The sequence below is a fragment of the Kitasatospora cystarginea genome, from assembly GCF_039533515.1.
Classification (GTDB): Bacteria; Actinomycetota; Actinomycetes; order Streptomycetales; family Streptomycetaceae; genus Kitasatospora; species Kitasatospora cystarginea.
The window spans coordinates 220,225-243,721 of sequence record NZ_BAAATR010000007.1 but is presented as its reverse complement, the minus strand read 5'-3'; the positions used below and the strand labels follow the sequence as shown (position 1 = coordinate 243,721).

The 23,497-nt window shown below is 70.9% G+C and carries 19 protein-coding genes and 1 pseudogene; 9 read left to right on the top strand and 11 right to left on the bottom strand.

What is annotated here, in order from left to right; all coding sequences use genetic code 11:
* The first annotated feature begins 197 nt into the window (after positions 1 to 197).
* The gene (locus tag ABD369_RS11245; protein ID WP_344636166.1) at positions 198 to 1,379 is read left to right on the top strand and encodes a DUF6777 domain-containing protein; all 1,182 of its coding nucleotides are present in this window, start codon (positions 198 to 200) and stop codon (positions 1,377 to 1,379) included.
* Positions 1,380 to 1,393: 14 nt separating this feature from the next.
* Entirely contained in the window at positions 1,394 to 1,612 is a 219-nt protein-coding gene (locus ABD369_RS11240) for a DUF2277 domain-containing protein (protein WP_344636165.1), read from the top strand.
* Between the two features lie 11 nt (positions 1,613 to 1,623).
* On the opposite strand, the gene ABD369_RS11235 is transcribed toward ABD369_RS11240, so the two are convergent.
* Positions 1,624 to 2,400 (bottom strand): FadR/GntR family transcriptional regulator, encoded by a 777-nt coding sequence (locus ABD369_RS11235; RefSeq protein WP_344636164.1) that lies wholly within the window; start codon positions 2,398 to 2,400, stop codon positions 1,624 to 1,626.
* 214 nt (positions 2,401 to 2,614) lie between these two features.
* On the opposite strand from ABD369_RS11235, the gene ABD369_RS11230 reads away from it, so the two are divergent.
* Genes ABD369_RS11230 through ABD369_RS11210 form a run of 5 tightly spaced genes read left to right on the top strand, consistent with a single transcriptional unit; the run spans position 2,615 to position 8,400 of the window.
* A complete protein-coding gene (locus ABD369_RS11230; protein ID WP_344636163.1) occupies positions 2,615 to 4,171 on the top strand; it encodes an amino acid permease in 1,557 nt (518 codons plus the stop codon).
* Positions 4,168 to 5,526, top strand: a complete 1,359-nt coding sequence (locus ABD369_RS11225; RefSeq protein ID WP_344636162.1) for a glutamine synthetase family protein — start codon at positions 4,168 to 4,170, stop codon at positions 5,524 to 5,526. The genes ABD369_RS11230 and ABD369_RS11225 overlap by 4 nt, the downstream gene beginning before the upstream one ends.
* A complete protein-coding gene (locus tag ABD369_RS11220) occupies positions 5,523 to 6,257 on the top strand; it encodes a gamma-glutamyl-gamma-aminobutyrate hydrolase family protein (RefSeq protein WP_344636161.1) in 735 nt (244 codons plus the stop codon). The genes ABD369_RS11225 and ABD369_RS11220 overlap by 4 nt, the downstream gene beginning before the upstream one ends.
* Complete coding sequence (locus ABD369_RS11215; protein ID WP_344636160.1) at positions 6,254 to 7,627, top strand: aldehyde dehydrogenase family protein; 1,374 nt, start codon at positions 6,254 to 6,256, stop codon at positions 7,625 to 7,627. Before ABD369_RS11220 ends, ABD369_RS11215 begins: the two co-directional genes overlap by 4 nt.
* Positions 7,624 to 8,400, top strand: coding sequence for a 3-oxoacyl-ACP reductase (locus tag ABD369_RS11210; protein ID WP_344636159.1), 777 nt, complete (start codon positions 7,624 to 7,626; stop codon positions 8,398 to 8,400). Before ABD369_RS11215 ends, ABD369_RS11210 begins: the two co-directional genes overlap by 4 nt.
* 407 nt (positions 8,401 to 8,807) lie before the next feature.
* Here ABD369_RS11210 and ABD369_RS11200 read toward each other — a convergent pair whose 3' ends face one another.
* From ABD369_RS11200 to ABD369_RS11165, 8 genes are all read right to left on the bottom strand, one after another.
* A complete protein-coding gene (locus tag ABD369_RS11200) occupies positions 8,808 to 10,010 on the bottom strand; it encodes a cytochrome P450 family protein (RefSeq protein WP_344636158.1) in 1,203 nt (400 codons plus the stop codon).
* Positions 10,007 to 11,329, bottom strand: coding sequence for an MAB_1171c family putative transporter (locus ABD369_RS11195; RefSeq protein ID WP_344636157.1), 1,323 nt, complete (start codon positions 11,327 to 11,329; stop codon positions 10,007 to 10,009). The genes ABD369_RS11200 and ABD369_RS11195 overlap by 4 nt, the downstream gene beginning before the upstream one ends.
* Before the next feature lie 3 nt (positions 11,330 to 11,332).
* A complete protein-coding gene (locus ABD369_RS11190; protein WP_344636156.1) occupies positions 11,333 to 11,872 on the bottom strand; it encodes a hypothetical protein in 540 nt (179 codons plus the stop codon).
* A gap of 152 nt (positions 11,873 to 12,024) precedes the next feature.
* Positions 12,025 to 12,741 (bottom strand): hypothetical protein, encoded by a 717-nt coding sequence (locus ABD369_RS11185; RefSeq protein ID WP_344636155.1) that lies wholly within the window; start codon positions 12,739 to 12,741, stop codon positions 12,025 to 12,027.
* Between the two features lie 810 nt (positions 12,742 to 13,551).
* The gene (locus ABD369_RS11180) at positions 13,552 to 14,937 is read right to left on the bottom strand and encodes an MBL fold metallo-hydrolase (protein WP_344636154.1); all 1,386 of its coding nucleotides are present in this window, start codon (positions 14,935 to 14,937) and stop codon (positions 13,552 to 13,554) included.
* A gap of 471 nt (positions 14,938 to 15,408) precedes the next feature.
* Positions 15,409 to 16,464: an AfsR/SARP family transcriptional regulator gene (locus ABD369_RS11175; RefSeq protein WP_344636153.1), complete on the bottom strand. Its 1,056-nt coding sequence runs from the start codon at positions 16,462 to 16,464 to the stop codon at positions 15,409 to 15,411.
* Between the two features lie 842 nt (positions 16,465 to 17,306).
* The gene (locus tag ABD369_RS11170) at positions 17,307 to 17,471 is read right to left on the bottom strand and encodes a hypothetical protein (protein WP_344636152.1); all 165 of its coding nucleotides are present in this window, start codon (positions 17,469 to 17,471) and stop codon (positions 17,307 to 17,309) included.
* Between the two features lie 431 nt (positions 17,472 to 17,902).
* Entirely contained in the window at positions 17,903 to 19,432 is a 1,530-nt protein-coding gene (locus tag ABD369_RS11165; RefSeq protein WP_344636151.1) for a putative glycoside hydrolase, read from the bottom strand.
* A 409-nt stretch (positions 19,433 to 19,841) separates the two neighbouring features.
* Here ABD369_RS11165 and ABD369_RS11160 point away from each other — a divergent pair, with 409 nt between their 5' ends.
* Together ABD369_RS11160 and ABD369_RS11155 are read left to right on the top strand one after the other, a co-directional pair.
* On the top strand, positions 19,842 to 20,867 hold the full coding sequence (locus ABD369_RS11160) for a polysaccharide deacetylase family protein (RefSeq protein ID WP_344636150.1): 1,026 nt from the start codon (positions 19,842 to 19,844) through the stop codon (positions 20,865 to 20,867).
* 280 nt (positions 20,868 to 21,147) lie between these two features.
* On the top strand, positions 21,148 to 22,512 hold the full coding sequence (locus ABD369_RS11155; RefSeq protein WP_344636149.1) for a M14 family zinc carboxypeptidase: 1,365 nt from the start codon (positions 21,148 to 21,150) through the stop codon (positions 22,510 to 22,512).
* A 54-nt stretch (positions 22,513 to 22,566) separates the two neighbouring features.
* Here the strand turns inward: ABD369_RS11155 and ABD369_RS11150 are convergent, their stop codons facing one another.
* Positions 22,567 to 23,169, bottom strand: a complete 603-nt coding sequence (locus tag ABD369_RS11150) for a DUF1349 domain-containing protein (protein ID WP_344636148.1) — start codon at positions 23,167 to 23,169, stop codon at positions 22,567 to 22,569.
* 94 nt (positions 23,170 to 23,263) lie between these two features.
* Positions 23,264 to 23,419 (bottom strand): annotated as a pseudogene (locus ABD369_RS11145) (arginase family protein); the annotation flags it as partial.
* Between the last annotated feature and the right edge of the window lie 78 nt (positions 23,420 to 23,497).

The following is a 23,497-nucleotide window of genomic DNA, read 5'->3' as shown; positions in this document are numbered from 1 at the left end:
CGGCCGGTCCGCTCTCGGGAGCCGGGGGCGGACGCTCGGACACCGAGAGCGCGGCGGCTCCGACGGGCGGAGCGGAGTCCATGGGACCGCCGCCGGGGCCACCCGGGGGTCCGCGCCAGCCGGCCGGCTTCCCCGGTGGTCCCGGCCGGCCGCGCGGGCCCGTGCCGGCCTGGCGCCGGGGACGGACCATCGCGCTGGTGACGGCTGCGGCGGCGGTGGCCGCCGGGGCGGTGACCTTCGCGTTGACCAACCACTCCACCGGGGGGCGGCCCGCCGCCCCGCAGGTGGTGCTGCAACCGGTGTCTGACGCGGGCCCGGACCCGTTCACTGACTCGGTGGCGGCCTGGGCCGCCGCGCCGTCGGGCGCCGCCGGTTCCCCGACGGTCACCGTCTCCGTGAGCGCAGGCACCGGCGCCGGCCTCTCGGTCGAGGGCGGCCAGGCCGGGCTCTACGGCGGCAGTGCCGGTACCGAGAGCTGCGATGTGTCCAAGCTGGAGGGACTACTCGCCGCGGACCCGGCCAAGTCCCGTTCCTGGGCCGGAGTCGAGGGCATCGCGCCGGAGGCGATCGGTCCGTATCTGAGGGCGCTGACGCCGGTCGTGCTGCGGGCCGACACCCGGGTCACCAACCACGGCTTCAGCAACGGCACGGCGACCGCGTTCCAGTCCGTTCTGCAGGCGGGCACCGCGGTGCTGGTCGACGCGCACGGGGTGCCCCGGGTGCGGTGCGCCTGCGGCAATCCGCTGTTGCCGCCCGCGCTGACCGCGAAGCCCGGCTACCGCGGCGCACCCTGGCCGTCGTTCCACCCCCAGACGGTCGTCGCCGTGCTCCCCGCGGCGAGTCCGCTGCCGCACTTGGTGGTGGTGGACCCGTCCAGCGGGGCGTCGTTCGCGAAGCCCGTGGGCCCCGTCGTGTCCACCACCCCCTCCGGTCCGGCGGGCGGCAGTCACGTTCCCGGCTCGGCCACCGCGCATCCCTCGCACCCGAGCGCCCCCGCGAGCCCGGGCCAGGGCACCACGGCACACCCGAGCCCCGGCGCGAGCCCGAGCGCGGGCGGAGGTACGGGACCGGCGACCGGCGCGACCGGTCAGAGCGCGACGGGCGGCGCCAAGCCCTCGCCGGGCACGAGCCCGGCCCCGACCGCGCCCCCGAGCTCGCATGCGTCCCCGGCCACGAGTCCTCCCGCGGCCACGAGTTCGCCGCCGGCCACGAGTCCTGCCGTGGCCACGACCCCGCCCGCGGGCCAGAGTGCCCAGAGAAGCGCGGCTTCCTCCTCGGCGGCCTCGGCCGAGTACCCGACCCCCCAGCTGCCGTCGATCTCGCTGCCCAACGCCCCGGCCGGGTCCGGCGGGGTGCCCTCGAACCCGGGGGCGGGGTGAGGGAGACTGGGGGCATGTGCCGGAGTATCAAGACCCTGCGGCCTCCGGTGATGCCCGAGGTCACCCAGGACGACATCCACGCGGCCGCGTTGCAGTACGTGCGGAAGGTGTCCGGGTTCCGGGCGCCTGCTGCGCACAACCGGGAGGTGTTCGACCGGGCGGTCGCCGCGGTGGCCGAGGCCACCCGGGAGCTGCTGGACGACCTGGTGGTCCGCGGGGCGCACACCGGCTGACCCCCGCCGCGTCAGCCGAGGAAGCCCCGGAGCAGCGCTGCCGTCGCGGCCAGATGCTCCTCGGTCGCCCGGCGGGCCCGTTCCACGTCGCCGGCCAGGATCGCCTCGGCCATCGCCCGGTGCTGCTCGAAGGCGTTCTCGATGTTCCGGTCCAGGATCGGGATGGCGTTGAGCAGGTCGTTGAGGCGCATCCGGATCTCGGCGACGCCAGCGGCCAGCGAGGGGGAGCCGGTGAGTTCGGCGATCGCCAGGTGGAAGCGGGAGTCGAACTGGCGGTACGCCTCCGGGGTCGCCTGCTCCAAGTCGGCCAGCCTGCCGCGGAGATGATCGATCTGGGTGTCCGTCAGAACCCTTCGGGCGGCCTGCTCGGCGGCGCCGGCCTCCAGGACCATCCGGTAGGTCAGCGCGTCCTCGAGTTCGGCGCCCATGTGGCGTACTGCGCGCCGGAGTTCGCCGAGGTCGGGCGGAGGCTGGCGGTAGGTGACGAAGGTGCCGCCGTAGCGGCCGCGGCGGGACTCCACGCAGTTCGCCTCCTGGAGCGAGCGGATCGCCTCGCGCAGGGTCTCGCGGCTGATGTTGAGCCGGGCGGCCAGTTCACGCTCGGGCGGCAGGCGGTCGCCGTACTCGAACACGCCCAGCTTGATGGCCTCCAGCAGCCGCTGGACCGTCTCTTCGAACGCGTTGCCGGTCCGGACCGGCCGGAAGATCGCGCCGCTCTGCCAGTCGCCGCCGGGCCGGGGGCCGCCGGGCTGGTCGGTGCGTATCCCGCCTCTGTCTGCCTGCTCCACGTGGGCATGGTACCCAGGCATTCGTGCCGGGACGCGGTTCCGGGTGAGGCCCCTCGGGGGCGTGTCAACGCCCTTCTCAGCACGTCCCCTTGACGCGGTGGTGGCGCGGGGTGAAGCATGCGCTGTACGTCAAAGGTCTGTTTCCGGGCCATTGACGGCCACAGCGTTGTGGGCGCACGTTTCGGATTCCCCCACCGAACCCCCAGGGGTGCGCATGTCCTCCGACCGCCATTCACCACACCCGCCGCCGGACCTCGTCGACAGAGCCCTGTCGGCGGACGAGCGACGGCTCAGAGAACTCGGCTACACCCAGGAGCTGGCCCGCTCGATGTCGGCCTTCTCGAACTTCGCCGTCTCGTTCTCGATCGTGTCCATCCTCTCCGGCTGCCTGACCCTCTACGGCTTCGGCATGACCACCGGCGGCCCGGTGCTGATCACCTGGGGCTGGCCGGTGGTCGGGCTGATGACGCTGTGCGTCGCGCTCGCCATGGCTGAGATCTGCTCCAGCTTCCCGACCGCCGGCGGCCTGTACTTCTGGGCCGCCAAGCTGGCACCCTCCAGGGCCCCTGCCTGGTCCTGGGTGACCGGCTGGTGCAACTTCATGGGCGGCATCGCCGTCACCGCGAGCGTCGACTTCGGCGCCGCCGCCTTCGCCAACGCCTTCCTCGAACTCCAGTGGGGCTACGCCTCCACCCCCGCCCACACCGTGCTGATCTTCGCGGCGATCCTGCTGCTGCACGGGCTGCTGAACACCCGGGGCGTCCGGCTGGTCGCCGTGCTGAACAACGTCAGCGTCTGGTGGCACGTCTTCGGCGTCCTCGTCATCGTGGGCGCACTGGTCGTCATACCGGCACACCACGCCTCCGCCTCCTTCGTGTTCACCCGGTTCGTCGACGAGACCGGCTTCCACAACCCGCTCTACGTCTCCCTGCTCGGCCTGCTGCTCGCCCAGTACACCCTCACCGGCTACGACGCCTCCGCCCACATGACCGAGGAGACCCACGACGCCGCCCGGTCCGGCCCCAGGGGGATCGTCAACTCCGTTGTGGTGTCGCTGGTCGCGGGCTGGATCCTGCTGCTCGGCATCACCTTCGCGATCCGCGACTACGACGGTGCCGTCAAGAGCTCCACCGGAGTGCCGCCCGCGCAGATCTTCCTGGACGCGCTCGGCGCGAGCGGCGCCAAGCTGCTCCTGCTGATCGTCATCGGCGCCCAGTTCTTCTGCGGGATGGCCTCGGTGACCGCCAACTCCCGCATGATCTACGCCTTCTCGCGGGACGGGGCGCTGCCCGGATCGCGGATCTGGCACCGGATCGACCCGCGCACCCAGACCCCCACCAACGCGGTCTGGCTCGCCACCGGTGGCGCCTTCCTGCTCGGCGCCCAGGACCTGTGGAACGCCACCGCCTTCGCCGCCGTCACCTCGATCTCCGTCATCGGCCTGTACATCGCGTACGTCATCCCGATCTACCTGAGACTCCGTCAGGGTGACACCTTCGAACGCGGACCCTGGCACCTGGGCCGCTGGAGCAAGCCCCTCGGTACCCTGGCGGTCGGCTGGACGGCGCTGATCACCGTGCTGTTCATGCTGCCCACCGTCCGCCCGATCACCGCCACCAGCTTCAACTACACCCCCGTCGCGGTCGCCGTGGTGCTCGGCTCGGCCGGGATCTGGTGGCTGGTCTCGGCCCGGCACTGGTTCACCGGCCCCAAGGTACAGCCGGATCCGACCGAACCACCCCAGCGGACAAGCGAATTGGAGACACGATGAGCGGCACCCGACTCACCCTCGACCGACTGCGCACGCTCGTCGCGGCCGGCGAGGTGGACACCGTCGTCCTCGCCATGACCGACATGCAGGGCCGCCTCCAGGGCAAGCGGATCGCCGCCGAGTACTTCCTCGGCGACGTCCTTGCGAACGCCGCCGAGGGCTGCGGCTACCTGCTCGCCGTGGACGTCGACATGAACACCGTGGAGGGCTACGAGAACTCCTCCTGGGAGACCGGCTACGGCGACTTCGTCCTCAAGCCCGACCTCACCACCCTGCGCATGGTGCCCTGGCACCCCGCCACCGCCATGGTCCAGTGCGACGTGCTGGACCACGACGGCACCCCCGTCCCCGTCTCACCCCGGCAGGTGCTGCGCCGCCAGCTGGACCGGCTCGCAGGCTACGGCTGGAAGGCCTACGTGGGAACGGAGTTGGAGTTCATCGTGTTCCGGGACAGCTACGAGGAAGCCTGGCACAAGGACTACCGGCAGCTCACCCCGGCCAACCAGTACAACGTCGACTACTCCATCCTCGGCACCGCGAAGATCGAACCGCTGCTGCGCCGCCTGCGCAACGAGATGGCCGGCGCCGGACTCACTGTCGAGTCGGCCAAGGGCGAGTGCAACCTCGGCCAGCACGAGATCGCCTTCAAGTACGCCGACGCGCTGACCACCTGCGACGACCACGCCGTCTACAAGACCGGCGCCAAGGAGATCGCCGGGCAGGAGGACTACAGCCTCACCTTCATGGCCAAGTACAACGAGCGCGAGGGCAACTCCTGCCACATCCACCTCAGCCTGCGCGACGAGCACGGCGTACCGGTGATGCCCGGGGACGGTCCGCACGGCTTCTCCAAGGTGATGCAGCACTTCCTGGCCGGCCAGCTCGCCTGTCTGGGCGAGTTCGCCCTGCTGCTCGCCCCGACGGTGAACTCCTACAAGCGCTACGTCGCGGGCAGCTTCGCGCCCACCGCCATCGCCTGGGGACGCGACAACCGCAGCTGCGCCCTGCGGGTCGTCGGCCACGGACCCTCGCTGCGCTTCGAGAACCGGGTACCCGGCGGCGACGTCAACCCCTACCTCGCGGTGGCCGCGCTGATCGCCGCCGGCCTGCACGGGATCGAGCAACGGCTGGAGCTGGAACCGGAGTTCACCGGCAACGCGTACGCCTCCGACGCTCCGCGCGTCCCGGCCACACTGCGCGACGCCGTCGCCGCCTTCGAGCGGAGCGAGGCGGCCGCCCTCGCCTTCGGCAAGGACGTCGTCCGCCACTACACCCACGCCGGCCGGGTCGAACTGGCCGCCTTCGACGCAGCGGTGACCGACTGGGAGCGGCGCCGCGGATTCGAGCGACTGTGACGGCCGCGACCACCGGCGGAAGCCGGCCCCTGATCGGGATCACCGGCTACCTCAGCGAGGCCGCCTGGGGCGTCTGGCGGCAGCGCGCCGCACTGATCCCGCAACTGTACGTGGACGCCGTCACCCGGGCCGGCGGCACGGCCGTCCTGCTGCCTGCGCAGAGCGACGGCGCGGCCGGCCTGCTGGACCGGATCGACGGACTGCTGCTGGCCGGCGGTCCGGACATCGACCCCGCGCGCTACGGAGCCGACCCGCACCCGAGCACCGACCCGCCGCACGAGCTGCGCGACGCCTGGGAGTGGGCACTGCTCACCGGAGCCCTGGAGCGCGACCTGCCCGTCCTCGGCGTCTGCCGCGGCCTGCAGGTGCTCAACGTGGCCCACGGCGGCGACCTGATCCAGCACCTGCCCGAGCAACTCGGCGACGAGGGACACCGGATCGCCCCAGCGACCTACCACCAGCAGGCGGTGACCATCCAGGCCGGCAGCCGGCTCGGACGGATCCTCGGCCCCACCGCCAAGGTCCCCTGCTACCACCACCAGGCCGTCGGACGCCTCGGTGACGGGCTCCGGGCCACCGCCTGGAGCCAGGACCGCAGCATCGAGGCCCTGGAACGCCCCGACCGCCGCTTCGTGCTCGGCGTGCAGTGGCACCCCGAGGCCGACCCGGCCGACCTCCGGCTCTTCGAAGCCCTCGTCCAGACCAGCAGTCGCAAGGAGACCTCCGCATGACCGAACCCGACCTCTTCCAGGTGGTCAACCCGGCCACCGAAGAGGTGATCGAGACCGTCGCCATGGCCACCCTCGCCGAGACCGACGCCGCGATCGCCCGGGCTGGCGCCGCCTTCGAGACCTGGCGGCACGTCAGCCCGGCCGACCGCGCCCGGCTGCTGCGCGCCTTCGCGGCCGCCGTCGACGCCGACCTGGAGAACCTGGCCCGACTGGAGGTCGCCAACGCCGGGCACACGGTGGGCAACGCCCGCTGGGAGGCAGGCAACGCCCGGGACGTCATCGAGTACTACGCGGCCACCCCGGAACGGCTCTTCGGCCGCCAGATCCCGGTCGCCGGCGGCATCGACGTCACCTTCCAGGAACCGCTCGGCGTGGTCGGCGTCATCGTCCCGTGGAACTTCCCCATGCCCATCGCCGCCTGGGGCTTCGCACCGGCCCTGGCGGCCGGCAACACGGTCGTCCTCAAGCCCGCCGAACTCACCCCGCTGACCGCGCTGCGGCTCGCCGAACTGGCCAGGATCGCGGGCCTGCCCGAGGGAGTGCTCCAGGTCCTGCCCGGACGCGGCCCGGTGGTCGGACACCGCTTCGTCACCCACCCCGACGTCCGCAAGGTGGTCTTCACCGGCTCGACCGGGGTCGGCAAGGCGGTGGCCGCCGGATGCGCCGAACAGGTGAAGCCGGTCACCCTGGAGCTGGGCGGCAAGAGCGCCAACATCGTGTTCGCCGACGCGGACCTGGCCAGGGCCGCCGCCACCGCGCCGTACGCGGTCTTCGACAACGCCGGGCAGGACTGCTGCGCCCGCTCGCGCATCCTGGTCCAGGAGTCCGTCCTCGACGAGTTCATGGCGCTGCTCGAACCGGCCGTACTGGGGGTGCGAGTCGGCGACCCGCACGACGAGAAGACCGAGATGGGCCCGCTGATCTCCGCCGCCCAGCGGGAGCGGGTGGCCTCCTACGTCCCCGAGGGCGCACCGGTCGCGGTGCAGGGCCTGGCTCCCGACGGCCCGGGCTTCTGGTTCCCGCCGACCGTGCTCGCCCCGGTGGACCATGACTCGCCCGCCTTCACCGAGGAGATCTTCGGCCCGGTGGTCGCCGTGGTGCCGTTCCGCGACGAACAGGACGCGCTGCGGATCGCCAACCGGACGCACTACGGGCTCTCCGGCTCCATCTGGACCAGGGACGTGGGCCGGGCCCTGCGGGTCGCCCGAGGCGTGGAGGCCGGGAACCTCTCCGTCAACTCGCACTCCTCGGTGCGGTATTCGACCCCCTTCGGCGGCTTCAAGCAGTCGGGACTCGGCCGCGAGCTCGGGCCCGACGCGGTACTCGCCTTCACGGAAACCAAGAACGTCTTCATCTCGACGGAGGAGTGAGCAGCGTGACCCAGCGACTGACCGGCCGGGTGGCCGTCATCACCGGCGCAGGCAGCGGCATCGGACTGGCCACCGCCAAGCGGTTCGCCGCCGAGGGCGCCAAGGTGGTCTGCGTCGACATGAACGAGGACACCGGGCAGAAGGCCGCTGCCGAGGTGGACGGCCTGTTCATCCAGGCGGACGTCACCGACGAGGACGCCGTCCGGGAGATGTACGAGCGGGTCGTGCGCGAGTACGGCAGCCTGGACATCGCCTTCAACAACGCGGGCATCTCGCCGCCGGATGACGACTCGATCCTCACCACCGGCCTGGAGGCCTGGAAGCGGGTCCAGGACGTCAACCTGACCAGCGTGTACCTGTGCTGCAAGTACGCCATTCCCCACATGCAGCGCCAGGGCAAGGGGTCGATCATCAACACCGCCTCCTTCGTGGCGGTGATGGGCGCGGCGACCTCGCAGATCTCCTACAGCGCCTCCAAGGGCGGAGTGCTGTCCATGTCACGGGAGTTGGGCGTCCAGTTCGCCCGCGAGGGCATCCGGGTCAACGCCCTGTGCCCCGGACCGGTCAACACGCCGCTGCTCCAGGAGCTCTTCGCCAAGGACCCGGAGCGGGCCGCCCGCCGCCTGGTCCACATCCCGCTCGGCCGCTTCGCCGAGCCCGAGGAGATCGCCGCCGCCGTGGCCTTCCTGGCCAGCGACGACTCCTCCTTCATGACCGCCAACACCTTCTTGGTGGACGGCGGCATCTCGGGGGCCTACGTCACCCCGCAGTGACCGGCCCGGCTGCTCCCGCGAGGACCCTCCGCCCGCCGCGGCCTCGCGGGAGCGGCCCGGGTGTCAGCTGACTGCCAGTCGGCCAGGGGAGGCCGAACGGCCTGCGTGACGGACTTTCCGACAGACGGCCGTTGGAGACGACCACGGCCACGAGAGTCGGCCCCGTGATACGTTCCAGGACCAAGGGGCCGACATGGATGAGACTTCGAAAGCGCGTGATCGGCAGCAGTACCTGGACCGGATCAAGCTGGTTCCCGCCGGACACCGGGGGCGTCGGGCGCCCTGGAGGTCGACTTCACCGCCTCCCAACTGGCCCGTCTCGACGAGGCCAGCGCGATCGGACTCGGCTTCCCGCACGACATGCTCGCCAGTGACCACATCCGCAAGGCGCCGACGTTCGGCTCTCCTCACCAGATGACAGGGAGTTTGAGCGGTCCTCGGTTTTGGAAGGAATCGCACCATTCGAATGTCTCTTCCGGGTGCGCCAACCGCAGTGATGGGAAGCGGCGGACGAGTGCTTCGGTGGCGATCTCGGTCTCCATGCGGGCGAGTGCCGACCCGAGGCAGTAGTGGATGCCGTGTCCGAATCCGAGATGTCCGCCTTCCGGCCGGTCGACGTCGAACTGGTCAGGGTTGCTGAACTGCTGCGGATCCCGGTTGGCCGAGGCAAGTGACATCCAAATCCGCTCGCCTGCTGTGATCCGGACGCCACCGATGTGGGTGTCCTCACGGGCGAACCGCCGGGAGGCCAGCATGGAGGGGCTGTTCCAGCGCATGACCTCGTCGACCACCCGGCCGACGCCGAGGGCGCCCGATCGCAGGGAGCGCAGCGTTTCGTGGTGGGTCAGGAGTGCCAGGACGGTGTTGCCCACGAGGTTCGCGCTGTTGTCGTACCCGGCGAACAGGAGAAGGAAGGACAGGGCGACGAGTTCCGGTTCCGACAGCTGGTCCCCGTCCTCGCGCGCCGTGATCATCTGGGTGAGGAGGTCATCGCCGGGGTGGTCGCGCTTGCCGGCGATCAATTCGACGAGGAAGCCGTGCAGGTCGTGGAGTGCCCGGCGTGATGTTGGGGCCGCGTCCGCAGCGGGGGAACGAAGGGTGTCCGTCCAAGTCCGGAAGTCTCGGCGGTCTTCCTCGGCGATGCCGAGCACGTCGCAGATCACCGCGAGTGCCAGTGGCGTTGCCAGGGCAGTCATGACGTCGGCCGAGCCGTCCTGGAACCGGTCAAGAAGTTCGTCGGTGCGCTGCTGGATCGCCGGCCGCAGTCGGCCGACGCTACGGGCGGTGAATGCCGGGGCGACCAGGCGGCGCAGGCGGGTGTGGTCGGGTGGGTCCATGTTGAGCAGGTGCGCGTCGAGCGATGGCGGCATCGACGCACCGTGCTTGCCGGTGCTGGTGGAAGTCTGCTTGTTCAGCGATAGCCGTCGGTCGGTCAGTGCTGCTCGAACGTCCTCGTAGCGGGTGACCACCCACACCGGAGCTCCGTCCGGCGTTGTGGTGCGCGCGACGGGGCAGGCCTCCCGTAGACGTGCGTAGCCCGCATGGGGGTCGGCCAGCAGTGCACGGTCGAACAGTGTCGGGGTGTCCGGAGTCGGATCGGTTCCTGTCATGAGGCAGCAACTCCGGTGGCGGCTCCGGTGAAGCGCTCGGTTATGTCGGCAACCACGGGAGAGGTCTTGTAGGCGACCGCCACCTTGACCAGCCAGGAGACCTCCTCTGCTGGGTCGACGGCAGTGGGGGCGTGGAGGTGGGGAGCCGTGGCTGGCACGAGGGCCCCGGTAGTGTGTGAGCGAAGAGCGACGCTCATCTGAGCGGCCTCCACGGCGGCCTCGACATCGTCGGGCGTGAGCTTCCGCCTCCGTGCGAGGTCCCGTGCCTCCTGCACGACTGACTCCGTGAAGTACGGGCGCAGCCTGAGCTGGGCATCGCGGATCTCCACCCGCTGGCGGGCCACGAGCAGGTCGAGGTCCTGCAGCGTGTCGGCCTCGTGGCTGTCACGGGGCCGAAGGATCATCCGTCCCTCGCGGATCTCGATCCTGGGACGTGAGAGCAGGGCCCGGGTGGACCGGGGCCCCTGACGGTCGTTCGGCTTGAAGAGGACGAGTTCCGGAAAGGCGGCGGCGAGGTCGTGCCACAGAGGGTAGAGGCGCTTGTAGGCCCGGTAGGTGGCTGCGAGATCCTTCAGGCGACTCGCTCCGGCGCCCCAGCCGGGCATGGTGAACCCGATGGAGAAGAGCATGGCCGAGACACTGGCGGACAGGGGTGCCGCGATGCTGCTGACGTCGTGCAGGGGGGATGTCGCGAACAGGTCCCAGACCATGTTCGCGACCTTGGGCACTCCGTAGCCGAGACCGAACCAGGCTCCGAGGGCGACGGTCAGAAGACCGCGGCGCAGCCACGGGCGGTCCACCGCCGTGGCATAGCGGCGGCACAGCACGATGAGCATCACCATGCTGGTTGTGAAGAGGAGCTGGTAGCTGAGCAGGAAAATGGAGATGTAGGGCACCGTTTCGAAGGTGACGTCGAAGTCCACCGGATGCTCCACGCCGTCGACGTTGCCGAGGAAGAAGAACACGGTCATGACGACGAGCGTCGCCAGCGAGTAGCCGACCCCGATCCAGTGGCGCAGCCGGAGCTTCCCCTGGGCTGAGGACCAGGACACCAGCAGGGCGATGAAGCCGGTCACGCAGACTGCCACACAGATGTAGATGATCAGTGTGGCGATGTTCGGCACGCCGAGGATGCGATCGATCCCCATGTAGACGTGGGGCGAGGCGAGGACGAACGGGGCGGCGAACGTGGCGATCGAGAGGCAGAGGAGCTGGAGTTCCCTGTTGCGCCAGTCCCGTGCCAGGTCGCGGACCTTGTAGAAGAAGGCACTCCACGTGATGACCGACAGGATGCCGTAGACGACGGTGAGCAGCAACAAGGGTCAGGTCCTTCGTGAGGAGTTGCGTTCCAGCGCGGCGCCGATGTGCTGGACGAGGTTCGCCATGCCGGGGCTCACGGGTTCCTGCCGTGCCTGGGGGGCCGCGCGGCCGGCCCGCAGGGGAATGAGGGAGGCGACCAGCTCGGCTGCCCGCTCCTCCTGGCTGGTGTAGACCGATCGGGCCAGGACCGCTTGGACGAAGCGCGGGTCGAGGGTGGGCATCAAAAGCCGGGCGACCTCGGCCTGGTCGGCCTCGGTGGAGCCGTGTTCCAGCAGCATGTGGCCGAGCTCGTGCATGACGATGTGCTCCCGGTGGGCCGTGGACGTCGCCTCCGTGTAGAGGACGTAGTCGACATCGTCCGTGGCCACCCACAACCCGCAGGGACTTTCCGGGCGGACAGCCAGTGGCATGGGGACGAGCGAGATCTGGCGCCCTCGTCGGCGTTCGACGCTGTCGACCAGCGTGTTGATGCTGAACGGGCTGGGGAATTCGATCTGGGCCACTACGTCGACACAGCGCTTGCGTAGTTCCTTGTCGTTCAACTCCGCTCCCCACGGGCATTCGTTCTGCTGCCATCGGACAAACTTCACGACATCCCCCGGTCGCGCTGGTGGGGCTCCCGTGGCGGCCGGTGAGGGTGGCGAGAGGGGAGCCTAGCGAGTGGACCCTGTCCGGCGTGGCCGGGCAGGCCGCGTCACATGCGCTGCCGCGGGTTTGCCTTGCTGAGGAGGTCCAGCACGGGCGACAGGGCCTGTAGCGCGTCCGAGGGCAGGCCGGCGACCTGGCGCATCGCGACGCTCCTGGCTCCTACGGCCTTCAGAGCCCCCAGGAGCAACAGATCGTCGGGGTCGGCGGCAGGAATCGTGTCATCGACGAAGTAGCCGGGCGGGAGACTGATCGTGCCGGCGAAGTCGCGCAGGGGCTGGCGCAGCTGCTCGTCCCACTGTCCAGACCGCAGGGTCGCGAGGTCGGAAAGACCGATCTTGCTGCCCTTGGAATCCAGGACCGTAACGCGGGCCTCGTCATCGAGGGGTGCGGCCGTGTCAGGCTGCAGGACCTTGAGGACGTCGTCCAGCCGCTGGAGCACCATGGCGGGCAGTGGAGCCGATGCCTGTCCGGCGGTTGCATCGTCGCCTGCGGACAGGAAGTACGAGATCGGAACCTGGTAGACGTTCGCCAGGGTGGTCAGGGCGTTGATCCCCGGGTTGGCGACCTTGCCATGGCGCAGGTTGTGCACCGTCTGACGGCTGATGGTGGGGCTGCCGGGATGACGTTTCGCATGCTCCTGGCTGGCAAGCTCCACTGCGAGGTAGTCCCGTGGACCGGTTCCGTCGGGGTGCCCGGTGTTCATGAGGTGTTCGAGTCGCTCCGCGATGGTACGGCGGTGAGCCGTGGCGCTGTCCTCGGCCATCTTCCTGTGCGCTCCTTCGCGGCGTGGGGGCTGAAGCGCTGTCAATCATACGTGACAGGTGGTCAGTTAGGCCGCGCTCTCATCAAGAATCCTTGACAAGACGGGGTTCGGGTATGCACGATCGGTTGCGACACCGCACCGGACGGTGAGGATCTGTACGGCGTGGACGGAGCAAGTACGGGGGCCGTCCTGCCCGTTACGGGGGAAGATCCCGCCGTCCGGTCGGTGAGCCGAAGGTGCCCGCATGCTCGTTCGAGCACGCGTCGCCGCCAAGGCGGCCCGTGGACATACTGCGGGCACCATGCGGTCGGTCGCGGCACTTGGGGGTGTCCTGACGGTGGAGGGGCTGCACGTTCAACGACCTGCAGGCCGGATCCCGTTCCGCGAGGGTGATCACGGCGAGGATGCTTCCCTCCCGGCAGGCGAGCGACTTGGTCGACGGCCACTGGCGCCTGCTGACCGGCGGGCAAGCGGTGCCCAAAACGCTGGTGTGGGACAACGGAGCCGGCGTCGGCAAGGGCAGGCCCACCGCCGAGTTCGCCGCCCTCGCGGGCCTGCTCGCTAGCCGGATTTACTTTTGCCGGCCCCGCGATCCAGAAGCGAAAGGCGTGACAGTGCGACGGTGCTCAGCCAAGCGGAGGCACTGATCCTGCCGGTGTAGGTCTTGGTGTACTCGGCAGCCGAACGCTGCCCTTCCACGCCCTGTGAAGACCCCTGTCCTCCCAGGGCGTGGAAGGGCAGCGGCACGACCGGAGATGGGCGGTGTGGGGGTGCGTCCGGGCGGTGGTCCCGGCGCCGGGGTGGCTGGGTTCAGGCGTGGGCGGGGTGGGTGAGGGTGTGCCAGGCGCTGTAGCCGCCGAGGAGGTCGGAGACGTCGGTGCGGCCGTGGTGGCGCAGCAGGCTGGCGGCGATGGAGGAGCGGTGACCGCTGGCGCAGTGGACGACCAGGGGGCGGTCGGTGGGGATCTCGTTCAGGCGGCGGGGGAGTTCGGCCAGGGCGATGTGCAGGGATCCTTCGATGAATCCTGTTTCGCGTTCGCCGCAGGTGCGCACGTCCAGGACGGTGGGGGGCTGCTCGCCGGCGAGTGCGGTGCGGAGTTGGTCGGCGGTGAGGCGGCTGGCGGGGGTGACGTCGTCGGTGAGGGCGGACAGGGCGTTGCCGGGGCCCAGTAGGTAGCCGGCGATGTGATCGAAGCCGATGCGGGCGAGGCGGGTGATGACCTCGTCCTCGCGGTCCTGCGGGGCGATGATCGCGATGTTGCAGTCGGGGGTGAGGACGGTGCCGGCCTGTTCGGCGAAGCGGCCGTCGGCGGGGACGTTGATGGCGCCGCGGATGTGTCCCGCGCCGAAGTCCTGGGGGCTGCGGGCGTCGAGGATGACGGCGCCTGCGGCGCGGACCTCCTCGAGGCCTTCGGGGCACAGGGGGCGGGCGGCGTTCGTGCGGTCGAGCAGCGGGTGGTCCTGCCGGTTGAGGGCGGCGGCGTGGCCGAAGTAGGCGGGGGTGGCGGACTGGCCGGCGGTGACGATGCGGACGAAGGTGTCCTGGTCCATGGGCTGGCAGGCGTAGTTGGTCAGGCGCTGCGTGCCGATGGTGGACTGCTTCTCGGTGGAGAGGTTCTTGCCGCAGGCGGAGCCGGCGCCGTGAGCGGGGAAGACGCGGACCTGGTCGGGCAGGGCCATGAGCTTGTGGTGGACGCTGTCGTAGAGCATGGCTCCGAGTTCCTCGGCGGTGATGCCGGCGGAGGCGAACAGGTCTGGGCGGCCGACGTCGCCGATGAACAGGGCGTCGCCGGTGAGTACGCCGTAAGGGGCTTCGTCGGTGGCGTGCTCGTAGACGAGGATGCTGATCGACTCGGGGGTGTGTCCGGGGGTCTCCATGATCTGGAGGGTGACGTCGCCGAGTGAGATGCGTTCGTCGGCGGTGAGGTGGCGGATGGCGTACTCGGTCTCGGCGCGGCGGCCGTAGCCGATCCAGGCGCCGGTGCGGGCGGCGAGTTCGAGGTGGCCGGCGAGGAAGTCGGCGTGGAAGTGGGTGTTGATGACGCCGACGACGGTCAGGCCGCGTGCGTCGGCGTCGGCGAGGTATTCGTCGACGTCCCGGCGGGGATCGACGATCACGGCCTGGCCGGTGGTCTCGTCGGCGATCAGGTAGGAGGCCTGGGAAAGGCAGTCGAGGTAGTACTGGCTGAAGATCACGGGGTTGTCTCCTGGTCGGGGTCTGACGGGCGGGCTACACGCTCAACCATACCCCTGGGGGTATTGATTCCGGCAGGTGTGACACTCCCAGTGCTCCGCGCGGTTGTTGCCCCTGGGGGTGTAGGCGGGAAGATGAGAAGCGGAGGCCGGGGCGCGCGGGGTTCAAGCCACGCGGTAGATCCACGACCGCCGCCTCATGCGGGCCGCATAGCCCGCCTCTGTCGCGGTACCGCTCCCTGCGATCGGCCGCCGTCCCCACAAAAGCGCACGGCGCCTTCGGTACCGCTGGTCCTCCGCCTATTTGTTCACCGTGGTCCCGGCGGCGACCGACACGGCTCGTTCCTGCAGCGGCTTCGCGGAGCCGGACGATCTTCTCGTGCTGGGCGGCGAGCTGGGGCGGGGCCTGGTGTGCGCGCTTGGTCAGCAGGTTGGGGATGTCGCGGTCGCTTCGCTGTGCGTTCGGCGCTCATGTCACGCGCCCCGGTCCCCGCGCAGCACTGTCCGGTGCGTCTGCCGCAGCATCTCGCTGGGGAGCACTCCCAGGTCGTCGCCGAGGCGGCGGCGGGTGCGGTCGAAGACGGCCAGTGCTTCGGCTTGCCGTCCGCTGCGGTGCAGGGCGCGCATCAACAGCGCGGCGACCGGTTCGTTGAGTGGTTGCGCCGCGGCCAGGGCGGACAGTTCGGCGATGGCGTCGGCGTTCCGGCCCAGCCGTAGCTGCCATCCGGCCTTCCGCTGCACCAGGGTGATCCTGCGTTCGGTGAGCCGCAGCCGCTCCAGCTCGGCCAGCGGCCCGGGCAGGCCGGCCAGGGGCTCGCCGCGGAAGAGGTCCAGTGCGCGGGAGCAGGCGCGTACCGCCTCGGCCAGGTCGCAGGCTCGCTCGGCCGCCCCGGCCGCGGTGACGAGTTCCTCCATGCGGGCCACGTCCACCTCGACCGCGCCGCCGACGAGTCGGTAGCCGCACTGGTCGCGCCTGATCACCCAGTCCGGGCGGTCCCCGGTGTGCAGGATCTTGCGCAGCCGGTAGATGTAGACCGGTACGACGTTGCCGGGCGGCGGCTCCATCCCCCACACCCCGTCCAGCAGTTCGTGCCGGCTGACCGCCCGGTCCGGGCACAGCGCCAAGGCCGCCAGTACGGCCTGCTGGCGGACCGGACCCAGGTCCACGGGCTGCCCGGCGCGCCAGGCCCGGAGCGGGCCGAGTACGCAGATGCGCAGCCACGGCTCCGGCACGGGGGCCGTCGGCCGGCGGACGGTGGTCCGAGGCACCGGCCCCGCCACTTGCCCGCGCGGACCATGACCGGGTGTCACCAGTCCGCAGTCGAAGGCGTGGACGATGGCGGCCGCCCGGTCGCGCAGCCCGAGCGTGGCGAGGATCCGTCCGAGGTGTCCGGCCACGGCGTGTTCGGGGACGGCGAGGGCGGTGGCGATCTCGGCGTCCGTCAGGCCGCAGCCGATCGCGTACAGCACGTCACGCTCCGGTCCGGTGAGCGCGGTTGTCGGTGGGGCGGCGGTTGCGGTCGTCGGCATGACGGCTCCCTGGTTCTCCGGCCCGGGCTCCCGGGCATCGGCGGTGCGGCCGAGGCCATTGATGCTGGTCCGGGCACCGACCAGGGAACAGGCCACCAGGCCGGTCATATCCGGCCGGTGGCTGCGCCAGGTCCCTCACCTGGGTAAATGCCGATGCATCAAGGGAACAGGGGCTGCCTTGGCCGTCGGTGTCAACGGTGCGCCGGGGCGTCGATGTGCCGGTCCAGGTGCTCGTCCGGGAGGCCCCCAAGTCCGCCGATCAGCCGCGCCGTTGATCCACGGTCATGGCAGGCCACGGCGATCCCGCCGTTTCACGGCGATTTCATCGGTCCTGCCTACCGTCCTGCCTGACGTGTTCGCGGCGCGCGATCACCTGCGCGCGCCGCCATCGGGGAGTGGAGTCTTTGGTGAACGACCTACTGCACAAGCTGGTTTCCGGCGCCCTCGTGGGCGGGCTGATCGCATTGGTGGGCTGGCTGGGCGCCGAGAGGCGTAGGCGAAAGGCGGCCAGGGCGGAGACGGCCGATCCGGCACCGGGCCGGGACGAGCTGCCGGCCCGGGACGATCGGGGGACCGCATGAGGATCTACGAGGCCGTGTGCGACATCACCGCCACGCCGTTCGACGCGTCCAACCTGGCGGCTGCCTGCGGCTCAGGCTTCGCCCTGGTTCCCGGCACCCCTGTGTGACGTCGCTTCGGCGCGTCGGCCCCGGTTCTCCTCCTGGGGCCGGCGCGCCTCGTCCAGCGCGTGAACACCGCCTTCCGGGCCCGCGTAGAAGGCTGGCCCGGCAATCGGAAGCAGCGATCGAGCCCGCCCGGCAAACACCGGGCGGGCTGGTGGTTCAAGCGGCCTGCCGTGCGGCTCTGGCCGGCATTTCGTAGAACGCCTCCTCGGATTCGTGGTGCTCGAACTCCTCGACGTCGTGTTGCTGCTGGGCGTCTGCTGGTCCCGCCTGTGCGAGCTCGTCCGGCGTCGGCTGGTGCGGGACGTGGTCCCTCCACGACATCGTGATCACTTCCTCTCTCCTGCGGGTTGTCCAGCTCACCCGGTGATGGGCTGGTGGTCGTCGATCGCGGGGCCGGCATCGACGGGCGGACATCGGCCGCGGCGGTAGCGGCGTCAGCGGGGACCCACTGGCTCGTCGTCCACGGGCGGTGCGGCGAGGCCGCCGTCCCACAGGTCGTCAGGGCATGTCACATCGCACGCTCCCCCCGAGCCGATACAACTCCCGTGCTGCACCTAGTTCCTAGCCTTCCGCGATGCCGACGCTGGTACACCGGAGGCCACCGGATTCACACCGCGGAACTCGTCCTCCAGGCCGGGCGGGCTCGGCCGGGTGCGGTGTGGCCCCGCACTCGGGGGATGTGCGGGGCCACGGGTCCAGGAGTGCACCAGAGGGGGAGCGGTGAGGTGGGATCGCCGTTGCCCGGCGGGAGTTCACCGGATCGCGGAGAGTGCGTCACCCTGGTAGCGGGCGCCCGCGTTCCAGAGCAGGAACGACTGCATTCCGTTCTCGGCCGCGGCCCGGATCTGGTCGGTGACCTCCTTGGGCCCGTAGTGAACGCCCAGGGAGAAGTCCTGGAGCCACGGGATCACCTGGGCCTGGGTGCCGGCGGTCTTCCTGGCGAAGTCGGCCAGGGAGCGGTGGACGATGTCGTACGGCTGGGCGTTGGGGTTGGGCACGTCGTACTCGCCGGGGCCCCAGTGCGAAGGGTAGACCATGGGGGCGATGTAGTCGGCCTGCTGGGCCAGGGCGCCGATCTCCTGGGCGATCTCCTTCGGGCGGGTGGCGGCGATCCCGAAGACGGACACACCGAGGAAGGTGCCCCGGTCGCCGAGCTTGGTCCGGGTCTCGGCCACGAAGTCGGCGATGCTCTGCTCCGGGGTGGTGTTGCCGAGCTCGGGGAAGGTCATGGTGCTCAGCGGGCCGTCGGGCCGGCGCACGTAGTCGTAGAGGATGTCGTCGAAGCCCAGCGAGGCGGCCTCGGTGGCGAGGGCCTGGTTGTAGTCGCGGACGGTGCGGTCTGCGAAGTTGGTGAAGGAGAGCCGGCCGTAGTTGCCGCCGTTGTACGCCCCGCCGCCGGGGGTCTGGACCACGCGCTCGTGGTTGCCGTTCCGCCAGGAGGCGGTGGCGAGGATCGGGTCGCGGAAGGCGACTATGCGTCCGACCACCTGGGCCCCGGCCTTGTGCAGCGCGTCTATGGTCGCCCGGGCGTCGTAGTAGCCCTTGACCGAGCCGATCTCCTTGGCCAGCGGCACCTGGGAGGCGTACCCGACCTCGCCGTTCTCGTCCTTGATGTCCAGTTCCACCGCGTTGAGCTTCTTCTGCTGGATCAGCTCCAGGATCCCGTTGCGCAGCGGATCCGAGGTCCAGCCGATGGCGGTCAGGTGCGCCGCGCGGAGCAGCGGGTGGGCCCTGCCCACGTGGACCGCGTCGGTGGTGGTGTTGCCCGCGCGGTCGGTGGCGACGACCTTGATCACGGGAGGTGGGTCGGCCACGGCCGCCGAGAACGTACCGTCGGCGGCCACCGGTGCCGGCCGGCCGTTGACCTCGACCCGGGCGGCGTTCTTCGTCGTGCCGTGGACGGTCACGGGGGAGTGGGGACGGCCGGCCGCGACCTTGTCCAGGTGCAGGGCGGGCGCGGCGGTGGCGACGGTGAAGGTCCGGGTCACCGTCGTCCTGGCGAACGGCAGCAGGCCGGCGCCGCGGACGGACAGCCGGTGCTCCCCGTCGGCCAGGGCGGCCGGCCGCAGATGGAGCTCTCCGTCCTGCCTGGTCATGGCGACGGGACTGCCGTCGAGCGAGACCTCGAGGGTGTCGAGCTCGGAGTCGTCGTCGTCGGTGACGACCAGATCGAGGGACTTGGCGGCGGCGGCGTTGAGCCACTGCCGGTCCTGGACGCCTCGCAGGTGGAACCCGGCGGAGAGAGTGCCCAGGACGAACGCGCCCACTGCCGTGCAGGCCACGGCTATGCCGGCGGTCAGCGCCAGCCGGCTCCTGCGGGACCGCGGAAGACGGGGCTTTCCCCGGGGCAGGCGTCCGCGGATCCGGCGGAGGAGTCTTCTCCTGGGGGCGGCACCGCTGGCGAAGGAGGGGCACATAGGGCACCACCTGTCATCTGATGGACCGATTCCTCCTATATCTCCCCCCAATGTCCTTGACCTCGCAACACGGGATCACGTCCCGACGGAACGGGATCCCGTTCCGCTGAGCGGGTGTCATCCGCACCGGGCGGTCTCCGCCACCCGGCCGGTGCCCGGCCCGGCCGCGCCGTACCCCGTCAGGACCAACCGTTGGGCTGTTCGGACCGCCGGGGTGCGCGCCCCGTTCCGTCCGCGGTGAGGCTGAGGGCAGATTCCGCGATCTGGAGGTCCCATGCGCCGCTCCACCGTGTTCCTGTCCGCCGCGGTCCTCCTGCTGGGCGCCACCTCGTGTGCCGGGCACGCGCAGGGCGGTTCCGCCCCCGCCCCCGCCGCCTCGGCGACCCTGGCCGGCTCCTCCCCGTCCGCGCCACCACGGCCCGAGTCCGTCCAAGCCGACGAACTGGGCCAGGTGCCGGTCCTGATGTACCACCAACTCAGCGACCACCCGGCGAGCGTCTACGACCGGACTCCGGCGGACTTCCGCACGGAGCTGGAGCGGCTGGCCCGGGAGAACTACGTGGCCATCACCGCGGCCGAGTTCACCAGCGGCAGGATCGACATCCCGGCCGGTACCCATCCGGTGGTGCTGACTTTCGACGACTCGACCAACAGCCAGGTCCGGCTGGACGAAAAAGGGGATCCCGCGCCGGACAGCGCGCTTGGCATCCTGTTGGACGTCGCCAAGGCCCACCCCGCGTTCCGGGCCAGGGCCACCTTCTTCGTCAACGGGTCGGCCTTCTCCACCACCGGCACCGCCAAGGCGCTCGGCTGGCTGACACGGCACAACTTCGAGGTGGGCAACCACACGCTGCACCACTCCAACCTGGCCACCCTCGACGCGGCCGCGGTGCAGGAGGCGATCGCGAGCGAGCAGGCGGAGATCACCGCGGTGGTCCCGGGTGCCGCCGTGCAGTCCCTGGCCCTGCCCTACGGGGCGATGCCCAAGCCGGGCTCGCTCGCCGTGGCGGGCGGTGCCGGGAACGTGAGCTACCAGCACCACGGCGTCTATCTGGTGGGCTCCAACCCGTCCCGTTCGCCGTTCGATGCCTCGTTCGATCCGGCCGCGATCCCCCGGATCCGCTCCGAGGCGGCCACCGGCCCGGAGGCGGCCTTCGGCTCCACCACCTGGCTCGACAGGCTGGCGGCGAACCCAGCGGACCGCTACACCTCCGCGGGCGATCCGGACCATGTGACGTTCCCCAGGGCCAAGGCGGCGAAGCTCGCCAAGTCGCTGCAGTCCCGGGCTCGCCCGTACTGACCGGGACGCCGCCCTCGGGTCGGCCGGCCGGGGGCCGAGAGCGCCGGTCCGGGCGGGGCCTGTCAGCGCCGGCCCGCGAGCGCCGGTCAGGCCCGGACCCGGGCGTGGTGCGGGATGGGCGGCCCCTCGAAGCGAGGGGTCGCGTCATCGCATAGTCGTCAAGTCGTGTTTCTGACAGGCGAGTCGGCATGGGCATGACGTGAATTCGGCGGTACCTTGTCGGCACTCGGGCCGTTCACCCCCACTCGAAGGGCCGACTCCCATGCGCAGGAACCGACTTGTGATCGCGTCCGCCGGCGCGATGGCAGCGCTCGCCGCACTCGCGCTGCCCGCCCTGTCCCGGGCCGACACCGCCTCAGCCGACCCGTCGTCGGGCCGGGCCGTCGTCTACCGGGTCCCCATCCGCGGCGCCGGTGACCCGCAGAAGCTGCTCGCGGGCGGCTTCGACGTCCTGGAGAAGCGCCAGGGCAAAGACCTGTTCGTCCTCGGCGACCCGGCGGTCGGGGAGCGCCTGCACCGGCTCGGCTTCAGCTGGTCGGTGGACCGGACCCTGCCCGGTGGGCGCAGCAGCGCGCGGACGGCCCCCGGGGCCGGCGTCAACGACACGTACTACGGCGGCTACCGCACGGTCGACACCCAGTACGCGCACCTGGACCAGACCATCGCCGCACACCCCGGCCTGGCCACCGTGGTGACCTACGGCCAGTCCTGGCGCAAGCAGAACGGGCAGCCGGGCGGCTACGACCTGAAGGCCGTCTGCATCACCAAGCTGACCCAGGGCGACTGCCGGCTCGACCCGAATTCGGCCAAGCCCCGGTTCTTCCTGATGAGCCAGATCCACGCCAGGGAGATCACCACCGGCGAGGTCTCCTGGCGCTGGATCGACTACCTGACCGGCAGTTACGGGACGGACCCCACCGTCACCGCACTGCTGGATTCCACCGAGATGTGGGTGGTGCCGATCGCCAACCCCGACGGCGTCGACATCGTCCAGCAAGGCGGTGACAACCCCAACCTGCAGCGCAAGAACGCCGACGACACCAACGGCAGCTCCTGCGACTGGAACGGCCAGATCGGCATCGACCTCAACCGCAACGCCGGTACGCACTGGGGTGCCAGCGGCACCTCGGACCAGCCGTGCGACGAGACCTACCTCGGACCGAACTCCGACTCCGAGACGGAGAACTCCGCCCTGGAGAACCTCTTCCGCGAGCTGTACCCGGCCGTGCGCGGCGGCGGTGACTCGGCCCCGGCCCCGGCCGACACCCGCGGCGTCATGATCACCCTGCACAGCGACGCCGGCATGGTCCTCTTCCCGTGGGAGTACGACCACACCGTGCACACCGGGAACGACGCCGCACTTCGCGCGATGGCCGCCCGGATGGGTTCGATCACCGGCTACCAGTACGGCCAGGCCGGTGAGATCCTCTACGACGCGGCCGGCGGCACCGACGACTGGACCTACGACAAGCTCGGCCTGGCGAGCTTCACGATCGAGGTCGGTGACAGCGACGGCCGCGGCTGCGACGGCTTCCTGCCGCCCTACAGCTGCCAGGACGGCTATTTCTGGCCCAAGCTCAGGCCCGCCCTGCTGTACGCCGCCCAGCACGCCGCATCGCCGTACCGGACCACCTCCGGCGGCTGACGCTCCGGCCCGGCGGACGGGGTGACACGGGCCGTCCGTCCGCCGAGCGCGTCGTCAGCCGGCGAGGCGGGCGTGCAGCGCCCGGTCCGCGGGCCCGACGGTGAACTGCGAGAACTGCACCCGTAGCCCCTCGCGTTCGGGGGAGCAGCAGTAGGGACCGGCGGAGGCCGTCAGGTGTCCGGCCAGCGGGGCCAGCCGGACCGTGCGCCAGGGCTCGCTGCCGCAGCGGGCCCGGATGGTCACCGCGTCCCGGCCGCGGCTGACCCGGACGGTGACGGGGCGGTCGGCCCACTCGGGGACGGGGGCGAGCGACCAGTCGGAGTGGCCCCGGGTGACCACGGCGCCCAAGTGCGGCAGCCCGTCGGTCAGTTCGACGCCCGTCTTGATCCAGTTCTGCTCGTCCACCCGGACCATGGCGCCGGCCTGGTCGTACGGCTGGTCCAGCCGGGCCCGGAAGGTCACCTCGACCGCCGTGCCGACCGCCAGCCCGGTCAGCAGGGCGTGCCCGTTGTCCCGTTCGAAGCCGTAGTGGGTGGTGCGCCAGAAGTCGCTCCGGTCGCGGGTGGTCACCACCAGGTCCCGGCCGTCGGACTCGGTGCGCAGCGGTGGGTTGAGCCAGGTCGCCTCGGACCAGTCGAGCACGCGCTGGTCGTTCATGTGCCCTCTTCCTCTCCTCCGGCTGAGGTACCCAGCCGAGGCTATCCGACCGGTGATCACCCGGGGTCCCGGCGCGGCCAGGGCCGGCCGGATCTTCCGAGTGGTCGTACGCCGGGGCGACCTCCACCACGTCGGCGGAGACCAGCCGGCAGCCGGCCAACCCCCGGAGGATCTCCAGGAGTTCGCGCAAGGTCAGGCCACCCGCCCCGGAGTTCAGCACCATCCAGCCGGGCGCCCCGGCGCGGGAGAGGCGCGGGAGAGGTGCGGGAGGTCGGACACCGGCACTCCGAGCCTCGGAACGGGTGCCTCGCCGGCCCCTGGCTCCGGG

Coding starts and splice junctions, on each gene's coding strand:
- ABD369_RS11240 (WP_344636165.1), top strand. CDS start 1,394: ATGTGCCGGAGTATCAAGACCCTGCGGCCTCCGGTGATGCCCGAGGTC.
- ABD369_RS11230 (WP_344636163.1), top strand. CDS start 2,615: ATGTCCTCCGACCGCCATTCACCACACCCGCCGCCGGACCTCGTCGAC.
- ABD369_RS11225 (WP_344636162.1), top strand. CDS start 4,168: ATGAGCGGCACCCGACTCACCCTCGACCGACTGCGCACGCTCGTCGCG.
- ABD369_RS11215 (WP_344636160.1), top strand. CDS start 6,254: ATGACCGAACCCGACCTCTTCCAGGTGGTCAACCCGGCCACCGAAGAG.
- ABD369_RS11200 (WP_344636158.1), bottom strand. CDS start 10,010: ATGACAGGAACCGATCCGACTCCGGACACCCCGACACTGTTCGACCGT.
- ABD369_RS11185 (WP_344636155.1), bottom strand. CDS start 12,741: ATGGCCGAGGACAGCGCCACGGCTCACCGCCGTACCATCGCGGAGCGA.
- ABD369_RS11175 (WP_344636153.1), bottom strand. CDS start 16,464: ATGCCGACGACCGCAACCGCCGCCCCACCGACAACCGCGCTCACCGGA.
- ABD369_RS11170 (WP_344636152.1), bottom strand. CDS start 17,471: ATGTCGTGGAGGGACCACGTCCCGCACCAGCCGACGCCGGACGAGCTC.
- ABD369_RS11160 (WP_344636150.1), top strand. CDS start 19,842: ATGCGCCGCTCCACCGTGTTCCTGTCCGCCGCGGTCCTCCTGCTGGGC.
- ABD369_RS11150 (WP_344636148.1), bottom strand. CDS start 23,169: ATGAACGACCAGCGCGTGCTCGACTGGTCCGAGGCGACCTGGCTCAAC.